This is a genomic window from Janthinobacterium agaricidamnosum NBRC 102515 = DSM 9628 (assembly GCF_000723165.1).
GTDB lineage: Bacteria > Pseudomonadota > Gammaproteobacteria > Burkholderiales > Burkholderiaceae_D > Janthinobacterium > Janthinobacterium agaricidamnosum.
In genome coordinates this window covers 3,291,429-3,310,088 of sequence record NZ_HG322949.1, presented here as the reverse complement: position 1 = coordinate 3,310,088, position 18,660 = coordinate 3,291,429, and the positions used below count along the sequence as shown (strand labels likewise).

The window sequence follows — 18,660 nt, the reverse complement described above, 5'->3', positions numbered from 1 at the left end:
ATCAAAAAGTAAGGTCAGATAGCGGCAGGCGGCGCGCGGGCCTGGCTGGCGGCCCACACGAACAGGCTTTTGGGCGCCTGTCTCAACAGCGGCGGCAAGTAAGCCAGGCCGACCGTGACCAGCAGCAGTTGCGGCAGCGACAAGGAAGGCGTGACCGGATCGACCCGCGTCACGCACAGCGCGCAATGGTCGGCATGGGGATCGAGCTGGTGGTCGGGCTGGTCGGACGATATCGGCCTGAAGGCTTTGAAACCATCGGCCGAGCAAATTTCAATCAACCCGGCCGGCGATGCCGCGTCGCGCCGCATATGCAGGAAAACCGGGGCGAGCGTATTCACCAGTATCGCCAGGACGAGAAACTGGAGCAGCAGCTTGACAAGTTTGGCCGGTGTGCGCATCGGCCTGCATTGTCCCAAGCTGGCCGCACAGTGTCAATTGTCGATTGATACTGTGCGGCGCGCGGTTAGCGGGAGACTTGCGAAAACAGATAGGTCGGCTTGCCGGACGCGTTTTCAATGCCGTCGAAGCGGAACTGGGCGCCGGGCAGTGTCAGCCATTGCATCTTTTCATCGCCCGCATCCGAGTGGCCGTAATATTGGCGGGCATCGACCCCATATCCCTTGTCCAGCGTGACCTTCATCTTGTAGCCGTGGTCGGAAGGCCGCTCGCCGCCGACGAACAGGAAGCCGTTTTCGCGCGAAGTTTCGCCGTGCACCAGTTCGGATGGATGTGTTGCTCCGCCCGGGAACACCGTCGCGTAGCGTTCCTTGACGACCTTTTCGGGGCTGGCGCGGGTCAGCCCGGCAATAATGCCGGCACATTCGATCAGCTTGTATTTGGCGGCCGGCGCCTGACCCGGTGCGCGCAGCGCATTTTGATAATCGCGATAGGTGTTGTCGACAATTTTCTGGACTGCGCGGTCGCCGTCATCCATATTGCTGGCGATGGCGCGTATTAAGGTTCGGTTCAGAGCCGTATTTTCAAACTCTTGCTTGATCCTGTTATATTGACCGGCGCCTTTTGGCGTCAATCGAGGTTTGCCAGTATGGGGATCGGTGGTCACCATGCCTGGATAATTTTCTTTTATATAGGTGGTGATGTCCTTGGCCGCAGCTCGATGTTCGATCTGTGCGCCGAGATGGCGCAGCCCCCTGGCCAAATCCTCTGCCGGTCCGATAAAGTTGTCGATCCGCTGGCGCAGTTCCTTGCTTTTCTCCGCTTTCTCCGGCTTTCTTCGAGCCAGCGCCTCCAGCACGGAACTCGCTTCCAGCAGCGTCAACAAATCCTTGTGGCTCAGCGCCTGCTTGTTCGCCAGCGGCTGCAATAATTTTTCTGCCTGGACCAGCTCGTCATCGCGCCGGCGGCCAAAACGCGGCTTGGCATACGTGAGGAATGCGTCGAGCGCGTTGTGCAGTTCCGCGCTGACCGGTGTTCTTTCCTGTGCCAGGTTGACGCCGCGCAAGGGGCCGGCAGACGCTGGGTGTGCCGGGCTGTGTCTGGAATGGCTGGCGTGCAGGGCCTTGCGCAGGGATGCGCCGCGCTGGCTATCGTTGCGCATCCTGCCCTGGTCATCCCTTGCAGGCCGCAGCTGCGGCTGCTGAAGGCCAGCGGGCGACTGTGCCTGCTGATAATCATGAGCGGTATAGCTTGTGGCGGGGACATGGTTTGTAGGGATATTGGGGAAATTATTCATCGCTGTTCATCGCTATTTATCATGGAGTTAATGTTAGTGAAAAGTATTTTCAAAAACAGTTTACAAAAAATCATTCGATAGGTACGTGCGTGCCGTCATCCAGTTCCATTCCCGGTGTTGCGCCTGCCGTCGTTGCCAGGCGCTTGCGCGCTTCTGCTATCATCGATTTGAAATGTCCCTCGATCCCCTTTTACCTGTGAGTTTTAGCCAATGAGCCGATTCTGGAGTGCCGCAGTAAAGCAGTTGACCCCGTATGTGCCAGGCGAACAGCCGAAGTTAGCGAACCTGATCAAGCTCAATACCAATGAAAATCCGTTCGGCCCGTCGCCCAAGGTACTCGAGGCGATGCGCGCCGCCACCAGCGATGCGCTGCGGCTGTACCCGGACCCGTCGGCCAGCGCCTTGAAGCGCACGCTGGCCGATTACCACGGTGTCGACAGCACGCAAGTGTTCGTCGGCAACGGCTCCGATGAAGTGCTGGGTTTTGTGTTCATGGCGCTGCTCAAGCATGACAAGCCGCTGCTGTTCCCGGACATCACCTACAGTTTTTATCCGGTGTATTGCAAGCTGTTCGGCATCGATTACCGCACCGTGCCGTTGAACGAGGCGATGGAAATCGACCCGGCCGATTACCGTCCCGGCTGCGGCGCGATCATTTTCCCGAATCCGAACGCGCCGACCGGCATCGGCATGACGCGGAGCAGCATCGAAGCGATGCTGGCCGCGCACCCGGACGCGGTGCTGGTGGTCGACGAGGCGTATATCGATTTCGGCGGCGACAGCGCGATTGCGCTGACGGTGACATACCCGAACCTGCTGGTGGTGCAAACGCTGTCGAAATCGCGTTCGCTGGCCGGCTTGCGGGTCGGTTTCGCGATCGGCCATCCGGACCTGATCGAGGCGCTGGAACGCGTCAAGAACAGTTTTAATTCGTATCCGCTGGATCGTCCGGCGCAGGCCGGCGCGATCGCGTCGTTCGACGATGAGGCGTATTTCCGGCATACCCGCGCAGCTGTCATCGCCTTGCGCGACAGCCTGTCGGCGCAACTGGCGCAACTGGGTTTCAGCGTGCTGCCATCGCAGGCGAACTTCGTGTTCGTGTCGCACCCGGATCACGATGCGGCGCAACTGGCCGCGCGGCTGCGCGAACGGTCGATCCTGGTGCGCCATTTCAATCTGCCGCGCATCGGCCAGTACCTGCGCATCAGCATCGGCAATGGCGATGAATGCGCTGCGCTGGTCACGGCACTGACGGAATTGCTGCATCGGTAAGGTCGTTATTCCAGCCGCGATTTAGTTATTGACAGATCGATCCAGAATAAATACCATCGCTGCATGCGGTAGGAATACCTGCGGGGTGCTGACGCATCCCGCAGGTATTTTAGAGATTGTTTTTTTATCAATTTTGGACTGATCTGTCAATTAAAGGAAATGTCATGAATAACATCACCACATCCAGAGTCGCACTGGTCACCGGCGGTTCGCGCGGCATCGGCGCCGCCATCGTGCAACGGCTGGCCAGCGACGGTATCGCGGTCGCCTTCACTTCTGTATCGCCGGCCGGCACGGCCGAGGACCTGGCCGCAACCATTCGCGCGGCGGGCGGCAAGGCATTGGCGATCAAGGCCGACAGTAGCGACGCCGAGGCCGTCAAGGCGGCGGTGGAACTGACCGTGGCCACGTTCGGCCGGCTCGATATCCTGGTCGGCAATGCCGGCATCGCCGAGCGCGGCACCGTCGACAGCATGCCGCTGGAACTGTTCGACCGCATGTTCGCGGTGAATGTACGCGCTCAATTTGTCGCGGCGCAGGCGGCATCGGTCCACCTGCCGCAGGGCGGGCGCATCGTCATCATCGGCAGCGTGGTCGCCAATCGCACTGGCTTCCCCGGCGTCAGCGCCTATTCGATGACCAAGGGCGCGGTCGCGGCGATGGTGCGCGGCATGGCGATCGACCTGGCGCCGCGCGGCATTACCGTCAACAACGTGCAGCCTGGACCGACCGACACCGACATGAACCCCGGCGACGGCGAATATGCGCCGATGGTGCGCTCGCTGATACCGCTGGGGCGCTTCGGCAAGGCGCAGGAAGTCGCTTCGATGGTGGCTTACCTGGCCGGAGAAGAGGCCGGTTTTGTCACCGGCGCCAGCCTGACCGTCGATGGCGGCTACCTCGCGTAATGGTTTACAATAGCCGCATGGCGAGACCAAGAGAATTCGATCGGACCGAGGTTTTACAAAAAGCCGTCGGCGTATTTTGGGAGAAGGGCTATGCGGCTACTTCGACCGGCGACCTGCTGGGCGCGATGAATATCGGCCGCCAGAGCATGTACGACACCTTCGGCGACAAGCGTGCGCTGTATCTGGAAGCGTTGCAGTATTACATCAGCGACAGCATTGGCGGCCAGTTGCGCAATTTGCAGAGCGGCTTGCCGCTGGAGGCGGTGTCGAACATGCTGCTGGCGTTCACCGCGTGGGATGAGACGCAACGGGGGCTGGGCTGCATGGGCGTCAATGCGCTCGGCGAGTTCGGCTGCAATGACCCGGATATCGCGCAGATCCAGCAGACCGGCACCAGGCTGCTGCTCGACGCGTTGGAAACGAAGCTGGGCGAAGCTGCCGCGCGCGGCGATATCGCGGCCGGCGTCGATATCCGGGCCGCCGCCCGCTTCATTATGTCGACCTTGATCGGCATGAAGATCAGCGCCAGGGGCGGCGCCAGCGACGATGAACTGCGCAGCATCGCCAGGTTCGCCGTCAACAGCCTGAAGGTCGCCTGAGCGGGCTGCCTTCACCCCCTTGATTTAGAGCCTATCCCAGTAGATGAATACGGCCCCTGCTGGCGCCCCTCAGCAGCGGGGACTGCGTTGCTCGTCGTCGCGTGGCCCGCCACGCTTGCTCCTCACGCCTGGTCCGCGCTCCCGATGCGCGGCCAGCAGAAGACGCTCACTACTGGGATAGGCTCTTAATAGACGTCGCGGCGATAGCGGCCGGCCGTCATCAATTCTTCCAGCGCGTCCTTGCCGATCATCTCGGCCAGCGCCGCATCGACGCCGGCCGCCATGCCTTTTAGGCTGCCGCACACGTAGATCAGCGCGCCTTGCGCGAGCCAGCCGCGGATTTCATCGGCCTCGTTACGCACCCGGTCTTGCACGTATTCGCGGCGCACCGGATCGCGCGAGAAGGCGCGGTCCAGGCGGGCCAGCGAACCATCGGCCAGCCAGCCGTCGATTTCTGCGGCGCACAGGCTGTCGTGCTCGCGGTCGCGTTCGCCGAACAGCAGCCAGTTGCGGTGCTGGCCGGCGTCGATGCGGGCGCGCAGGTGCGAGCGCAAGCCGGCCAGGCCGGAGCCGTTGCCGATGAAGATACACGGCGTACTATCCAGTTCGGGCGCAAAGCCCGGATTGGCCATCAGGCGCAATTCCACTTCCATGCCGATCGGCGCGAACTCGGTCAGCCAGCCGGACGCCAGTCCCAGGCCATCGGCATGGCGCTCCTGGCGCACCAGCAATTGCAGTTCGCCGTCTTGCGGCAGCGACGCCAGCGAATAGCTGCGCGGCGCATGCAATACCAGGCTGTCGGCGCAAGCCTGGGCCGATGCGAATCGCTGGTCGGCCGGCGGCAGCGCGCTGTGGTCCAGCGCTTCGGCCAGCGTGCGTTCGCGTCCCTGGTGCCTTACTTGCTCCGTGCCGGACAGGCCGCTGGCTTGCAGGAAGGCGGCCAGCGCCTGCGGCGCATTGCGCGGCAGGATATCGACCAGCGCGCCGGCTTCCCAGGTGGCGCCGCTGTGGTTGACCAGCGCCACTTCATACAGCGGATTGCCCTGGCTGCCGTGGTTCAGCAGCGTGCGGCGGCTCAACCGCCAATGCTCGTAAGCGGCTTCGCGCGGCGCGGCGAATGCCTCGACCGGACTGCCGCCGCTCAAGTCGCACAGCGCGCGCGCCCATGCATCGAGCGCCGCCGCATCGTGGTTGTCGACTTCGATGCTCGGGAACAGGGTGCTGGCGCCCAGGCTGCGCAGGCGCTGGTCGAGTGTGCGGCCGAAACCGCAGAAATTGCTGTAGTGGCGGTCGCCCAGGGCCAGCAAGCCATAGTTCAAGCCGGGCAGGCCGGGTGCGGCGGCATCGCACAGCAGGCGCGCGAAACGCCGCGCGCCATCCGGGGCTTCGCCTTCGCCGAAGCTGCTGGCGACGAACAGCGCGCGGCGGTACTGGCGCAAGTGCTGCGGTTCCAGCCGGTCCAGCGATGACACCACCACCGACAGCCCCGCTTTTTGCAGCGCGCCGGCGCTTTGCAGCGCCAGTTTTTCGGCCTGGCCGGACTGGCTGGCGTACGCCACCAGCGTGACGTCATCGTTGGCGCCGGCGATCGCCTGCGGCAAACCCAGCTTGGCGCGTTCGGCCTGGGCCGCGCGTTTGGCGCGGCGCCGGTTCAGGTACAAGATCCAGCCGGTGATCGCGAAACCGGGCAGCGCCAGGCTGGCCAGCAGCATCATGATGCGGCCCGGCAGGCCGAAGTAGGTGCCCATGTGCAGCGGGTAAATCGAATTGATCAGGCGCGCGCCGACGGACTGCCTGGCGTAGTGGTCGTCTTGCGTGACCTTGCCGTCCAGCGGCATCACCGACAGGCGGTTGCGTGCGCGTTCATGCGGCGAATCCAGGCTCAGCCAGGTGTATTGCACCGCCTGGCCCGGTTTTTCCGGCACGCGCAAGGTAGTGTTGGTCCAGCCCCTGGCCTGCTGCTCGAATACCGACCAGGCCAGCGTCAGGTCGAGCGGCGCCTTGGCCTCTCCTTTGGCTTGGTCCTTTTTTGCGTGCTTATTTGCGTGCGTATCCATCGGTTTCGGCGCTTCGCGTTTCGGCAGGCCGCCCCAGGCGTCGATATTGTCGCGCACCACGTCGTAGCTCCAGTACACGCCGGTGGTGGTGAAGATCACATACAGCACCAGCACCCAGGTGCCGGCCACCGCGTGCAGATTCCACAGGAAGGAGCGGCCGCGCAGGGCCGGGTCGAACGTGAGCCAGCTGCGCCAGTCCAGCGGCCGGCGCGGCCAGCGCAGGTACAGGCCGGACAAGGCCATGCCGAGCAGGCACAGCGCCAGCGCGCCAGCCACCTTGCGGCCGGAATCGCGCGGCAGCAGCAGCCAGCGGTGCAGCGATTCCAGCCATTCGACCGCTTCGCGTCCGACCAGCGGCGGCTGGATCGCGCCGGTGTAGGGCTGGACATACATCGATTCGCCGCGCTTGCCCGCTTCGGCCGGGGCGAAGATCACGCGCACCGCAGCGCCGGGTTCGGACGACAGCGTCATCGACGCGATGCGCCGCTCGCCGTGTTCCGCGCTGACCACCTTGACGATTTGCTGCGGCGTCAAGGCCGGGGCGCCGCTCGGTGTGACATGGCGCACGCCGGGATTGATCAGGTCGAGCGCTTCTTCGCGGAACGTCAGCAAGGCGCCCGTCAGACCGATCACCACCAGCACCGTGCCGGCCGTGATGCCGATAAACCAGTGCAGTTGAAACCATACCTGTTTCCAGCTGGGCAGGGCGGGCAGGCGCCAGGCCGGGGCGGCGGGTTTGGCAACCGGGGCGGCGGGCGGACTGTCTTCGGCCAGCATGGTGCGATGGTTCGGCATGAGTCAACAAGCTTTCAATTCTGTATGAAGCGGCCTTGCCTATACGAAGAGCGCCTGACAAAACATCCATGGCGGCGTTACATTGCCTTGCCATCAACGTTTTGTTAGACGCTCTGTAAGAGATTCAGGCGGAGACCAGAATAATAGCGCAAATGAGAACCATTCGCACTATATGGCGAGCATACTTTCTTGTAACGCTTTGTAGGGCGGCAGGCAGCGGAGATGGCGGGTGGATGCAGCGTCGCCATGCCTGATCAGGCCGCCACGGCGTCAAGCGGACATGACCGGAGTTTTGTGGGTAATAACAGTACGCCACGGCTTTTATAGCCGTTGCAAAATAGCGTCTGCCGGACTTGGTGATGCTGCGTCGCAGCACCGAAAGTCCGGCGGAACAGGCTTGCTTTAGCGTGGCCAGCGGCTCCACATGGCGTGGGCGTCGACATCGGGCGTTTGCGACATCACCACGCGCACCGGTTCAAAGGTGTCGTGCAAGACGACCGGCACCACCACCACCAGCGCCGATACGGCTATCGCGGCCAGCAATTTGAGCGCAAACATGGTTATCTCCTGAAATGCCGGCATCGCCCAGCATACGGGCTGACCGGCCAGTCACCATCCTTGGTATACCCAAGCTTGATATTAGTGCATTTAATTGAAACTTCAACCATGGTCCATGCTGCGCCGCGTCAGGGATGATGGCCGGATCGGCACCGTATGTTGTCAGATAAGCGCTACAATAGGCGACCCTCTTCATTTCAGATCTATTCAATATGACCAGCTCCGCTCCGAATCTGCTTATTAATCCTTCCGCCCATCCATTGAGCGATGCCGAACGCGCGACGCGCATCAACAATCCGGGGTTTGGCCGCGTCTTCACCGACCACATGGTGGTGATTCCTTACCGCGACGGCGCCTGGCAGCAAGGTGAATTGAAGGCTTACGGCCCGCTGAGCCTGGATCCGTCGGCATCGTCGCTGCATTACGGCCAGTCGATTTTCGAAGGCTACAAGGCGTTTGCCCAGCCTGATGGCAGCATCAAGACTTTCCGGCCGGAAGAAAATGCGGCCCGTTTCAACCGCAGCGCGGAACGCCTGGCGATGCCGACGATTCCGGTCGAACTGTTCCTGGCGGCGGGCGATGCATTGATTTCGCAAGACCGCGCCTGGGTGCCGAAAAATACCGGCGAAAGCCTGTACATGCGTCCGTTGATGATCGCCACCGATCCCTTCCTTGGCGTGCGCCCGGCCAACGAATACCTGTTCGTGCTGTTCGCCTCGCCGGCCGGCGCCTACTTCCCGCAAGGCGTGAAGCCTGTGACGGTCTGGCTGAGCGAGGATTTCGTGCGCGCCGCGCCAGGCGGCACCGGTGAGGCCAAGTGCGCCGGCAACTACGCCGCCAGCTTGCTGGCCCAGGCCCAGGCACAGGAAAAAGGTTGCGACCAGGTAGTGTGGCTGGACGCCGTGCACCGCGAGTACATCGAAGAAATGGGCGGCATGAATTTGTTCTTCGTGTACCAGGAGGGCGGCAAGACCACCATCGTCACGCCTGAACTGACCGGCACGCTGCTGCCAGGCATCACCCGCCGCAGCCTGCTGGAAATGGCGCGCGACCTCGGTTACGCCACCGCCGAGCGCAAGCTGAGCGTGCAGCAATGGCGCGACGACATCGCCGCCGGCCGCATGACCGAAGTGTTCGCCTGCGGCACGGCCGCCGTCATCACGCCGGTCGGCAAGGCGAAGGCCAACGGTTTCGAGATGGAAATCAACGACAACCAGAACGGCGCGGTGACGCTGGCCTTGCGTGAAGCCTTGCTGGCCTTGCAGCACGGCACGGCTGAAGATACGCACGGCTGGATGCATCAAGTCTGCTGATTCCCGGCCGGCGGATCTGATCAGCGATGGTCGGCCGAGGCGTCTTTGACAGCATCATTGCATGTTGCTGAGGACGCCTTTTGCCAAGTTAGGCATGATAGGCGACGTTGGGCAGTCTGCCATACAGCCATCGTCCCATCCATTGATTGAGCGCTCGCGACGTGAACAGAGTATTGTGCACCGCGTCGTGCAGCAGAATGCCCAGCCCCAGTGCTCTTCCCGCCAGCAGCGCCGCTGGCAGCCAACAGGTCAAGCACCAGATCCGGTGCGTTAGGCGGGTTGACGGGAGTATTGCAAATGATTTTCATGGTTGCTGGCGTATATTTTTTGCTAGTCCGCCGGCCGCCGCACGGATGTATCGCCGCTCAACGCAAACGGCACGGCCCTGGCCCAGCGGTTGGAGGACAGCGAAAACGTCAGCGCACGGACCTGGTGGTACCAGCCGGCAGGCACGTACAGCAAGTCGCCGGGCTGGACGATGCATTCGATCATGGTTGCCTGGCGTGCCAGCGGAAATTGTTCGAAATCCGGCGCTTCCGGATTGAACGGGGAGCCGAACAGGATCGCATTCGCCTCGCTCGGGTAGAGGAATTCGTCGTGGTGCGGCGGCGCCAGGAAAATACGCTTGCTGCCCCATATCTGCGCAAAAATATTATCGTCATAGTCGCAATGCAGCGGCGTCACCGTTCCGGCCGGACCGATCCAGAAGCGCGGCGGCCCCATCTTGTCGAAATACGCGGGCCAATGACACAGGCTGTTCAATTCGCGCAATTCCAGGTTGCCCAGGTACGGCGGCAGTGCGTGCGTGCCGGCGGCGACCAGTTCAAGATACTCCAGCATCGACATATCCCGCATCGCCCGGTCCGGCGCGAACGCCGTGTTGATATAGTCGCCGACCCGCGCGCGCACCGGCACGTCGCCTAAGCGGTCGCGCAAGATTTGCGGGGGCAGGGCGGACAGGGGCCAGCGGTCGACCAGCCCGGTGATCAGGAATGGCAAGCCTTTTTCGGCGCGCGTCCGGAACGCCGCGGTATCGAGCGGTGCGATGCGCGGCACTGCCGACATGGCCGGCAAGCCGCGCGCGGCGCGCTTGATCGCCAGCCGCATTGCCTGTATCGATGCGACGCCGCGCACCAGCGCATCCTTGTGTTCGCGGGCCTGCTTTTGAGCGATGGCGTCTTCGGGCGACGCGTTGCCCGGTACTTGCCGACGCGGCGGCAATCGTGGCGATAGCGGCGCTGGCGATGGTTCTTGATGAGGGGACACTGAATTCTTCTCTGTTGACATGGATCGTTACTATTTTCTTGTTGCTGGCCTTCAAGCGGCACGAAAAAGCAGCTAGCTTACCATTTTGTCGAGGCAGAAAAATAATGGGAAGTCAGTGCAACGATTGACCTAACTCCACAGCACATCCGTGGCTTTCCATTTTATGTCGGGCCTGGTATTGCGCGTTTCAGCGGATCTTCGATTTTCGACTCCATTGTCCTGTTGCTTTGCGTGGGGCCAGGGGGCAGATTCCATAGTTCGCCAGGCCCAAACACCAAGTCGTTGAGCAAATGCATTTGTACGTAAGATGAGCCTTCCGTTCCCGCCGAGGCTCGGATGGCCTTCATCAAGCGTCCGTCCGAAGGCGATGAGCCGGGGGGGGCGGACAGTATTGACAGCGGCTGGGCTTTTACGTGGGTACCTTCGATGCTTGGAACAGAGCCCGAGAGATCAGTTGGCTTCATCAGGGTGACATGGTGTGGAGCGCCCTTAACCTTGCTCAAGACGTTGGCGATTTTTTTGAGCACCAGGTGAAAGGCGTTCATATTGGTCTTGGAGCGCGAAGCAGTGATGTTGAGCGCTTTGTTGCCTGCGATTTTGTATAACGCCGTCTGGGCGCTGATCTTCAATCCAGTGAGCGTTGATACGGTGGTAGCGCTAAGTATGGCTGGTGCGCCACGCCGCCACCTTGGGCTTCGTGCCGCTTTGGCATGGTCTGCGTCTGGTCGCCGCCGACGCTTCGTCGCTGCGCTTTGGCCATCGCTCCAGTCATGTGCCGTGCGCTACCTGAAACGAACAAATCGCCTTTGGGCTGTACCTGCCAGGCGCGCAACTGATGCTCGCCGCTTTGCTGCATAGCGTTTGTGAGAACGAACGGCAGATGTTGTTCGAGCACCTCGACCTGATCAGCTCCGGTGCCCTATTACTGAAGGATAGGGGCTACCTATGCCAATGGCTGGTCGCTTTGCTCAACCAACGGCGCATCGGCTTTGTCCGCCCGTCGAGAAGGCAACGCCGGATTTCTTGCGTGCGTGACCTCCTGCGTTCGGGCCTGCAAAAACAAAGTACTACCCTTTTCGCACCCGACAAAGTCGATGCACGGGAGTACGAATGTCCCGCCGAAGCGTAGACCGTGCGCTTGGTATGCCATGTCGCCCCCAACGGGAAAGTGTGCGTCCTGATGACAAACCGGCTCGATTGCCACTGCTTCCCAGCGATCGATTTCGGTGACCCTTACCATCCGCGTTAGCGCATCGAGGAGACCTTCAAACGTCTAAAGCATCGCCTCAATCTGGATACGACTGGCTGGCCCATCACCTGTTTGAAACGCTCGATGAGATTCAGGATTTTGCAACCCGCTGGCTGTGGACTTACAATCACGACCGGCCCAGCATGGCACTTGGCGGCATCACACCAAAACAGAAGCTTGCCCTTGTCGCTTAACCTCTACTTTTAGCACGATTTAAAAATGGGGAGATTACCCAACAATTTCCCCGACGGCTCATGCTCTGTCGTATCCGATAGCGCCACAAGCGCTGACGGAATTTTCGGCTGGCGTACAATGTGTTGGATTCGTGAAATGACAATTAGTGCCCGATGGACACCTTGAAAGGGGTGGCTCTAAGCGCGATTGCGGTCGATGCGAATGGGCTGGGCAACGTTCAAACATCAATCGCCTTGCCCGACTGCATGCGCTTGCGTAACTCGAATTTCTGGATCTTGCCGGTCGAGGTGCGCGGCAGCGGGCCGAAATGGACCGCTTTCGGCACCTTGAAACCGGCCAGGCTGGTCTTGCAGAAGGCGATCAGTTCCGCTTCCGTCACCTTGCCGCCTTCGCGCAATTCGACGAAGGCGCACGGCGTTTCACCCCATTTTTCATCCGGCTGGGCGATCACCGCCGCCGCCAGCACGTCCGGGTGATGGTACAAGGCATCCTCGACTTCGACGCTGGAGATGTTTTCGCCGCCGGAAATGATGATGTCCTTGCTGCGGTCCTTCAATTTGATATAGCCGTCCGGGTAGATCACGCCCAGGTCGCCGGTATGGAACCAGCCGCCGGCGAACGCTTCCCGGGTCGCCTTGTCGTTCTTCAGGTAGCCTTTCATGCAGATATTTCCGCGAAACATGATCTCGCCGACTTCCTGGCCATCGGCGGCCACCGGCCGCAGGGTGGCGGGATCGAGCACGCTGATCGCGCCTTGCAGGTGGTAACGCACGCCCTGGCGCGATTTGCGCTGCGCCCGTTCTTCTTGCGACAGGCCGGCCCACTCGTCCTGTTCGGCGCAAATCGAGGCCGGGCCATACACTTCGGTCAAGCCGTAGGCGTGGATCAGGTCGAAACCCATCGCTTCGATCCTGGCCAGCATCGCGGCGGGCGGCGGGGCGCCGGCCACCATGCCGCGCACCGGACCGACGATGCCTTCGCGCCAGCTGGCCGGCGCATTCGCCAGCGCCGCGTGGACGATCGGCGCGGCGCAATAATGGCTGACCCGGTGTTCGCGGATCAGGTCGAATACCACCTTCGGATCGAATTTGCGCAGGCACACGTTGATACCGGCGCGCGCGGCGACGGTCCATGGGAAGCACCAGCCATTGCAGTGAAACATCGGCAAGGTCCACAGGTAGACCGCGTGTTTCGGCATGTCCCATTCGAGGATGTTGGACAGCGCGTTGAGCGCCGCGCCGCGATGATGGTAGACCACGCCTTTCGGATCGCCGGTGGTGCCGGAAGTGTAGTTCAGCGCGATCGCATCCCATTCGTCGTCGGGCGGCTGCCATGCAAAATCCGCATCGCCGGCCGCCAGCAGGCTTTCATAGTCGGTCAGGCCGAACGGCTGCACGTCGGCCGGGCCGAGCAGGTCGTTGACCTGGATGATGATCAGTTCGGGAATCTGCTGGCCCAGCTGGCGCGCGGCATCGGCGAATTCGGTATCGGCCAGCAAAACCTTGGCCTGGCCGTGGCGCAGCATGAAGGCCAGCGATGCGATGTCGAGGCGGATATTGAGCGCGTTCAGCACCGCGCCGGCCATCGGCACGCCGAAGCTCGCTTCGACCATCGCCGGCGTGTTCGGCAGCATCACGGCGACGGTGTCGCCCTTGCCGACGCCAAGCTTGCTCAAGGCGCTGGCCAGGCGCCGGGTGCGCGCATAGGTTGTCGCCCAGCTCTGGCGCAGCGTGCCGTGCACCACGGCGTGGCGTTCGCCATAGACTTCGGCGGCGCGGACGATGTAGTCGAGCGGGCTGAGGGCGGCGTAGTTGGCGCGGTTCTTGTCCAGTCCAGTGTTGAAATCGGTCGTCATGCCGGGTCTCCTGGTGAAGTGATCGTGCTCCCGTGTCTCCGGGCCGTTGTCCGATAGCCTATCATGGCCCGGGCTGGATAGTCCCGATTGAGGTTTGATCGCGTTTGAGCTGCCGCAGACCGTATCAAAGTACCGGCGGGGCAGGGCGCCGCCATGGACATTTTGTCACGCATATTGCAACGTTCTTCAACGTTATAATAGGCCCATGTTCAGATAGTCTTGTCCGCGCCTGTGCATCTTCCTGTACCTGGCGCGGCTGCTTCCTTATCAGGAGTTGATCGCCATGCATCGCCGTTCTTTCATCCTCAGCGCCGCTGGAGGATTGCTGCCGCTCGCCGGCTGCGACAGCCAGCCGCCGCATTACACCGCCATCGATATCACCGGCGCCGCCTACGGTCCCGATTTTCACTTGGAAGGCCCGGCCGGGCGCCGCTATTCGCTGGCCGATTTCCGCGGCCAGTACGTGATGCTGTTTTTCGGCTTTACGCAATGTCCGGACGTGTGTCCGACGGCGCTGTCGCGCGCGGTTGAAATCCGCCGCAAGCTCGGTGCCGACGGCGCCCGCGTCAAGGTGGTGTTTGTCAGCGTCGATCCGGAACGCGACACGCCGGCCTTGCTGGCCGAGTACATGGCCGCGTTCGACCCGGACTTCCTCGGCCTGCATGGCGACCTGGCGCAAACCGCCAGGGCGGCCGCCGACTTCAAGATCTTTTACAAGAAAGTCCCCAGCGGCAGTTCCTACACCATGGACCATACCGCGATCACCTATGTCTTCGATGACAAGGGCAAGATCCGGCTGGCCATGAAACACGAGGAAACCGCCGACGAGTGCGCGGCCGACCTGCGCTCGCTGATGTATTCCCGATCGAGTTCCATTTTGAATTTTTTCAAAGGCTGACCCCATGACTTATCTGAACCGCTTGCTGGCCGTGACCCTGGCTACCTTATCCTTGTCGGCGCTGGCCGCGCCGCAAGTCACCGTCGGCGAGGCCTGGGTGCGCGGCACCGTGGCGGCGCAAAAAGCCACCGGCGCCTTCATGCAACTGACGTCGCTGCGAAATGCGCGGCTGGTCGAGGCCCGTTCGCCGGTGGCCGGCGTGGTGGAGATTCACCAGATGGAAATGTCGGGCGATACGATGGTGATGCGCCAGGTCGCGGGGCTGGACCTGCCGGCCGGGAAGATGGTCGAATTGAAGCCGGGCGGCTTCCACATCATGCTGCTGGAATTGAAAGGGCAGGTCAAGGCTGGCGACAAGGTGCCGCTGACGCTGGTCGTCGAAGGAAGCGATAAGAAACGTGAAACGATAGAAGTGAATGCGATCGCGCGGCCATTGTCATCGGCCGGCGCGATGCATCACTGACAAGCGCATCAGCCGCGGTACAGGGAATTGCTGGAGATGTAGGCGGTAACGCCATCGACGTTGATGCTGTTTGGCGCGAGCAGCGACAGTTTGACGTTGAAGGCGTCGTGGTAGGTGTCGAAACGCCACACGAAGCTTTTGCCGTTGACATTGAACTTGACGGTTTCGCCATCGGTGACGTTGACCGATTTGGTGTTCGCGTCGATGGTGATTTCCCGTGCCGGGGTGTCTGGCGCCACCAGGCTGCCGAAGTCGGCGGCTGTGCCGTTCGGCACGTACGCCTGGGCGGCTGGCAGCAGCATGGTCGAGGACAGGATGGCGATGGCGGCTGCACCGGCGAAGTTTTTGAACGTAAACATGATGAATTTCCTTTTAAGGTCAAGAGTGGAATCGGCGTAATCTGCGTCGATGGAAAACAGTATGGCCATCGCGCGCTGACAGGATCATGACGTCGTCATGACAAAAAAATGACAGTTTGCTGAAGAGAGGAGAAAGGGCGGGCGTTTCGGAACGACTGACAAGACGTTCAGGGCAAGGCGATGCAACGCCGCCATGGACGTCTTGTCAGGTGCGCTTAACCGCGGTAGAGAGGATTGCTGTCGATATAGGCGGTCACTCGCTTGACATCGATGCCGGCCGGCGCGATGCGCGACAGTTTGACGTTGCCGGCTTCGCTGAAGGTTGCGAAGTGCCACACAAAGCTTTTGCCGTTGACGTTGAACTTGACGGTTTCGCCATCCTCGACGTTGACCGACCTGGTTTGCGCATCGATAGTCACTTCGCGCGCCGGCGTGTCCGGCGCTACCTGCATGCCGTAATCGGCGCCGCCGCCGGTAGGCGCGGCCGCCTGTGCGGCGGGCAGCAGCATGCTTGAAGACAGCGCGGCGATGGCCGCCGCGCCGGCCAGGTGTTTCAATCTGATCATGATGATCTTCCTTGTAATGAAAAATGACAGCGATGTTCATCGCGATCGGTGGTCTGTAGTATGACCAGCGACATCGGCGCATTCATTAAGCTTTGATGAAATTTTCATTAAACATCGGGAAGCCGCGCAGTCAGGGGCGTGGTTGATGCGGCAACATGGCCGAACGATCAACACGCAAGCGTAGCGATGCTGCGGAAGGGAATATCGAGGGGGAACAGGGAGGCTGCCTGCCGCGTCAGAACGGCAGGCGCCGCTGGTGTTTAACCACGGTACAGCGGGTTGGCGGCGATATAGGCGACGATACCGTCGACCTTGATGCCGGCCGGCGCGATCAGCGACAGGTCGACGTCGAGCGCGTCGTGGAAAGTCTCGAAATGCCACACGAAGCTCTTGCCGCCGACGTTGAACTTGACGGTTTCGCCGTCCTTGACGTTGACCGACCTGGTTTGCGCATCGATCGTGATCTGGCGCGCAGGCGTGCTGTCGGACACCAGGCTGCCAAAGTCGGCGGCGGTGCCGGTCGGGCCGGCGGCTTGCGCACCGGGCAGCAGCATGGCCGAGGACAGGAGGGCAGCGGCGGCTGCGATGGAGAGGCGTGTGAACATGATGGGCTTTCTATAGAGTTGAAGTTGCTTGCTGATTGTCGTGCTGCTTTCGGTGGAAGGAATCACGACCATCGGGCCCCGGCAAGAAGTTGATAAACATGCTTGCCAGCTTCGCAACGCGGCTGTGCAAGCGGATTTTATCGTCCGATTACACAGCTTGATTTTACTCCGTAGATTTATAAATTGCTTGCTAGTGTTGCTTTTTGAGGGTTTGCCGCTTGCCCGTCTTGCATCACCAGGATGCGGTCGGCGGCGCCGGGCGCATCGCTGCGCGCCGGCGCGCGCACCGGTCCGATCATGGTGCCGTTCGCCATGCCCTTGCCATCGGTACGGAAGCTGCCGACCGGCGCCGCCTGGCTGCTTTGATAAACGTTATAGATCGTGTCAGGTTTTAATTTATACAAGGACACTTCCATCGCATCGACCACGCCCAGGCTGCGCACCACGATAAAGCCCGTGCCGGCGCCGGCGCCGACCGGCTGCAGGCGGATATTGTGCGGGTCCTGGTTCACGCGCGGCAGCAGGTTCGGATGGTCGTCGCCGGACGCCGCCACGTGCGACAAATACACCAGCGCCTGCGGCGCCTGGCCGCCCGGCATGTGTCCGACCACCTGGCTGGCGGCCGGGTCGATCACATCGACGCCGTCGCCGTTTTCCAGCCCCACGTAGACCCGGCTGCTGTCGTCGGCAGTCCAGACGCCGTGCGGCAGCGCGCCGGTCGGGATGGTGGCCAGCAGCCTGGCTTCCTTGCCGGTGCTGTAGACCTTGACCACGTTTTCGCCGCCGATGCTGACAAACGCATGCACCTGGCCGGCCACGGTGGCGAACGCCAGGTGGTTGGTGATCAGGCCGGTGTCGATCACGCCGCTCACTTCCAGCGTGCGGGTATCGATGCGCGTGACCTTGCCGACGTCCTTGTGGGTCATCCATATTTCGCTGAAGTCCGGCGTGAATTGCAGGAACGGCGAGAACGGGCTGACCACGCCGATGCGCTTGATGATTTGATGCGACTTGACGTCGATGACGTCGACCGTCGGCGTGAAGCTCGACACCACGAACGCCAGCTTGCCGTCCGGGTGGAATTGCACCATGCCGGGACCGAGGTCGGTCTGGATGCGGCGGGTTTCCTTGAACGTCGCGGGATCGATCACCGAGATATAGTCTTCGCCGCGCACCACCACCCAGACTTCCTTGCCGTCGGCGCTGAAAAAGCCTTCGTGCGGCGAGCGGCCGATATAGGTCTTGCCCTTGACCTGGTTGGTCGCGGTGTCGATGAAGGTGACCGAGTTGGAACCGTTGGAAATGGCGATCAGCGTCTTGTGGTCGGGCGAAAATCCCAGGCCATGGACATTGATTTCACCGCGGTACAGCGGCGACAGCACGTCCGGCCGCACGTTGCCCAGCTTGATCTGCCCCAGCAGCGTATTGTCGGCGGGGTTGAACACCGAGACGGTGTTGCTATTCTGGTCGGCGGTATACACCCGGTCTTGCGCCGATGGCGCGGCCCAGGCCGGCGACAGCAGCAGGGCGCCGGCGGCCAGGCCCGCGCTGGTGATGAAGGTCTTCATGCTGGATGCTCTCTTGAATGGTTTATCTGCGTTCATGGGTGGCGCTTCAGCCAGGCTTGCATCACCTGGATCTCGGTTTGCTGTTCGGCGATGATGCCCAGCGCCAGGTTGCGGATTTCCGGGTCCCCGGTGGTCAGCAGCACCGCCCTGGCCATGTCGACCGCGCCCTGGTGGTGCGGCATCATCATCGTGACGAAATCATGTTCGCTGACGCCGTTCATCGGCGCCTGCTTCATGCCGTAATCCATCACGGCCATGGCGTCGTCCATCAATGCGGCGAACGGCCTGGCGCTGCTGGCGATGAATACCGGCGGCGCCGTTCCGGCTGGCGCCGCCGTGCCGTGATGGTGCTGTTCCTGGGCGCCGGCGGTCGCCGCGCCCAGGGTCAGCAGCAGGCACAGGCCGATTTTTGGCAGGGGGGAGGTGCGCATGGCGTTTCCT

General features: G+C 61.8%; 19 protein-coding genes and 1 pseudogene. 8 read left to right on the top strand and 12 right to left on the bottom strand.

What is annotated here, in order from left to right; translation table 11 throughout:
• Positions 1-14: 14 nt before the first annotated feature.
• Complete coding sequence (locus tag GJA_RS14065) at positions 15-398, bottom strand: DUF2946 family protein (RefSeq protein WP_038493228.1); 384 nt, start codon at positions 396-398, stop codon at positions 15-17.
• 65 nt (positions 399-463) lie between these two features.
• On the bottom strand, positions 464-1,693 hold the full coding sequence (locus GJA_RS14060) for a hypothetical protein (protein ID WP_144241539.1): 1,230 nt from the start codon (positions 1,691-1,693) through the stop codon (positions 464-466).
• A 210-nt stretch (positions 1,694-1,903) separates the two neighbouring features.
• Here GJA_RS14060 and hisC point away from each other — a divergent pair, with 210 nt between their 5' ends.
• The 3 genes from hisC (at position 1,904) to GJA_RS14040 (ending at position 4,472) form a co-directional block, all read left to right on the top strand.
• On the top strand, positions 1,904-2,965 hold the full coding sequence (gene hisC / locus GJA_RS14050; protein ID WP_038493222.1) for a histidinol-phosphate transaminase: 1,062 nt from the start codon (positions 1,904-1,906) through the stop codon (positions 2,963-2,965).
• Positions 2,966-3,129: 164 nt separating this feature from the next.
• Positions 3,130-3,873, top strand: coding sequence for a 3-oxoacyl-ACP reductase family protein (locus tag GJA_RS14045; RefSeq protein WP_038493220.1), 744 nt, complete (start codon positions 3,130-3,132; stop codon positions 3,871-3,873).
• 17 nt (positions 3,874-3,890) lie between these two features.
• The gene (locus GJA_RS14040; protein WP_038499863.1) at positions 3,891-4,472 is read left to right on the top strand and encodes a TetR/AcrR family transcriptional regulator; all 582 of its coding nucleotides are present in this window, start codon (positions 3,891-3,893) and stop codon (positions 4,470-4,472) included.
• A 185-nt stretch (positions 4,473-4,657) separates the two neighbouring features.
• Here the strand turns inward: GJA_RS14040 and GJA_RS14035 are convergent, their stop codons facing one another.
• Both GJA_RS14035 and GJA_RS27825 read right to left on the bottom strand, forming a co-directional pair.
• The gene (locus GJA_RS14035; RefSeq protein WP_081905414.1) at positions 4,658-7,324 is read right to left on the bottom strand and encodes a PepSY domain-containing protein; all 2,667 of its coding nucleotides are present in this window, start codon (positions 7,322-7,324) and stop codon (positions 4,658-4,660) included.
• 402 nt (positions 7,325-7,726) lie between these two features.
• Positions 7,727-7,882, bottom strand: a complete 156-nt coding sequence (locus GJA_RS27825; protein ID WP_156484145.1) for a hypothetical protein — start codon at positions 7,880-7,882, stop codon at positions 7,727-7,729.
• A 212-nt stretch (positions 7,883-8,094) separates the two neighbouring features.
• Here GJA_RS27825 and GJA_RS14030 point away from each other — a divergent pair, with 212 nt between their 5' ends.
• Entirely contained in the window at positions 8,095-9,195 is a 1,101-nt protein-coding gene (locus GJA_RS14030) for a branched-chain amino acid aminotransferase (RefSeq protein ID WP_038493217.1), read from the top strand.
• Between the two features lie 330 nt (positions 9,196-9,525).
• Here the strand turns inward: GJA_RS14030 and GJA_RS14025 are convergent, their stop codons facing one another.
• Both GJA_RS14025 and GJA_RS14020 read right to left on the bottom strand, forming a co-directional pair.
• Entirely contained in the window at positions 9,526-10,482 is a 957-nt protein-coding gene (locus GJA_RS14025; RefSeq protein WP_038493215.1) for a cupin-like domain-containing protein, read from the bottom strand.
• Positions 10,483-10,622: 140 nt separating this feature from the next.
• Positions 10,623-11,090: a hypothetical protein gene (locus GJA_RS14020; RefSeq protein WP_051780854.1), complete on the bottom strand. Its 468-nt coding sequence runs from the start codon at positions 11,088-11,090 to the stop codon at positions 10,623-10,625.
• Between the two features lie 206 nt (positions 11,091-11,296).
• On the opposite strand from GJA_RS14020, the gene GJA_RS26220 reads away from it, so the two are divergent.
• Together GJA_RS26220 and GJA_RS26745 are read left to right on the top strand one after the other, a co-directional pair.
• Positions 11,297-11,590, top strand: coding sequence for a hypothetical protein (locus GJA_RS26220; protein WP_051780852.1), 294 nt, complete (start codon positions 11,297-11,299; stop codon positions 11,588-11,590).
• 167 nt (positions 11,591-11,757) lie between these two features.
• A pseudogene (locus GJA_RS26745) lies at positions 11,758-11,904 on the top strand (integrase core domain-containing protein); the annotation flags it as partial.
• Positions 11,905-12,122: 218 nt separating this feature from the next.
• Here GJA_RS26745 and GJA_RS14010 read toward each other — a convergent pair.
• The gene (locus GJA_RS14010; protein ID WP_038493213.1) at positions 12,123-13,760 is read right to left on the bottom strand and encodes an acyl-CoA synthetase; all 1,638 of its coding nucleotides are present in this window, start codon (positions 13,758-13,760) and stop codon (positions 12,123-12,125) included.
• A 283-nt stretch (positions 13,761-14,043) separates the two neighbouring features.
• Between GJA_RS14010 and GJA_RS14005 the strand changes: the two genes are divergently transcribed.
• Both GJA_RS14005 and GJA_RS14000 read left to right on the top strand, forming a co-directional pair.
• Positions 14,044-14,658 carry an SCO family protein gene (locus GJA_RS14005; RefSeq protein WP_038499859.1) on the top strand — a complete coding sequence of 205 codons (615 nt, stop codon included), beginning with the start codon at positions 14,044-14,046 and terminating at the stop codon, positions 14,656-14,658.
• A 4-nt stretch (positions 14,659-14,662) separates the two neighbouring features.
• Complete coding sequence (locus GJA_RS14000; protein ID WP_038493212.1) at positions 14,663-15,121, top strand: copper chaperone PCu(A)C; 459 nt, start codon at positions 14,663-14,665, stop codon at positions 15,119-15,121.
• A gap of 8 nt (positions 15,122-15,129) precedes the next feature.
• On the opposite strand, the gene GJA_RS26215 is transcribed toward GJA_RS14000, so the two are convergent.
• The 5 genes from GJA_RS26215 to GJA_RS13975 form a co-directional block, all read right to left on the bottom strand.
• On the bottom strand, positions 15,130-15,480 hold the full coding sequence (locus tag GJA_RS26215) for a CzcE family metal-binding protein (protein ID WP_051780850.1): 351 nt from the start codon (positions 15,478-15,480) through the stop codon (positions 15,130-15,132).
• 215 nt (positions 15,481-15,695) lie between these two features.
• Positions 15,696-16,046 (bottom strand): CzcE family metal-binding protein, encoded by a 351-nt coding sequence (locus GJA_RS26210; protein WP_051780848.1) that lies wholly within the window; start codon positions 16,044-16,046, stop codon positions 15,696-15,698.
• Positions 16,047-16,306: 260 nt separating this feature from the next.
• On the bottom strand, positions 16,307-16,651 hold the full coding sequence (locus GJA_RS13985; protein ID WP_167541116.1) for a CzcE family metal-binding protein: 345 nt from the start codon (positions 16,649-16,651) through the stop codon (positions 16,307-16,309).
• A gap of 176 nt (positions 16,652-16,827) precedes the next feature.
• The gene (locus GJA_RS13980; protein ID WP_038493210.1) at positions 16,828-18,219 is read right to left on the bottom strand and encodes a YncE family protein; all 1,392 of its coding nucleotides are present in this window, start codon (positions 18,217-18,219) and stop codon (positions 16,828-16,830) included.
• A gap of 32 nt (positions 18,220-18,251) precedes the next feature.
• Positions 18,252-18,650 (bottom strand): DUF305 domain-containing protein, encoded by a 399-nt coding sequence (locus tag GJA_RS13975; RefSeq protein ID WP_051780844.1) that lies wholly within the window; start codon positions 18,648-18,650, stop codon positions 18,252-18,254.
• Between the last annotated feature and the right edge of the window lie 10 nt (positions 18,651-18,660).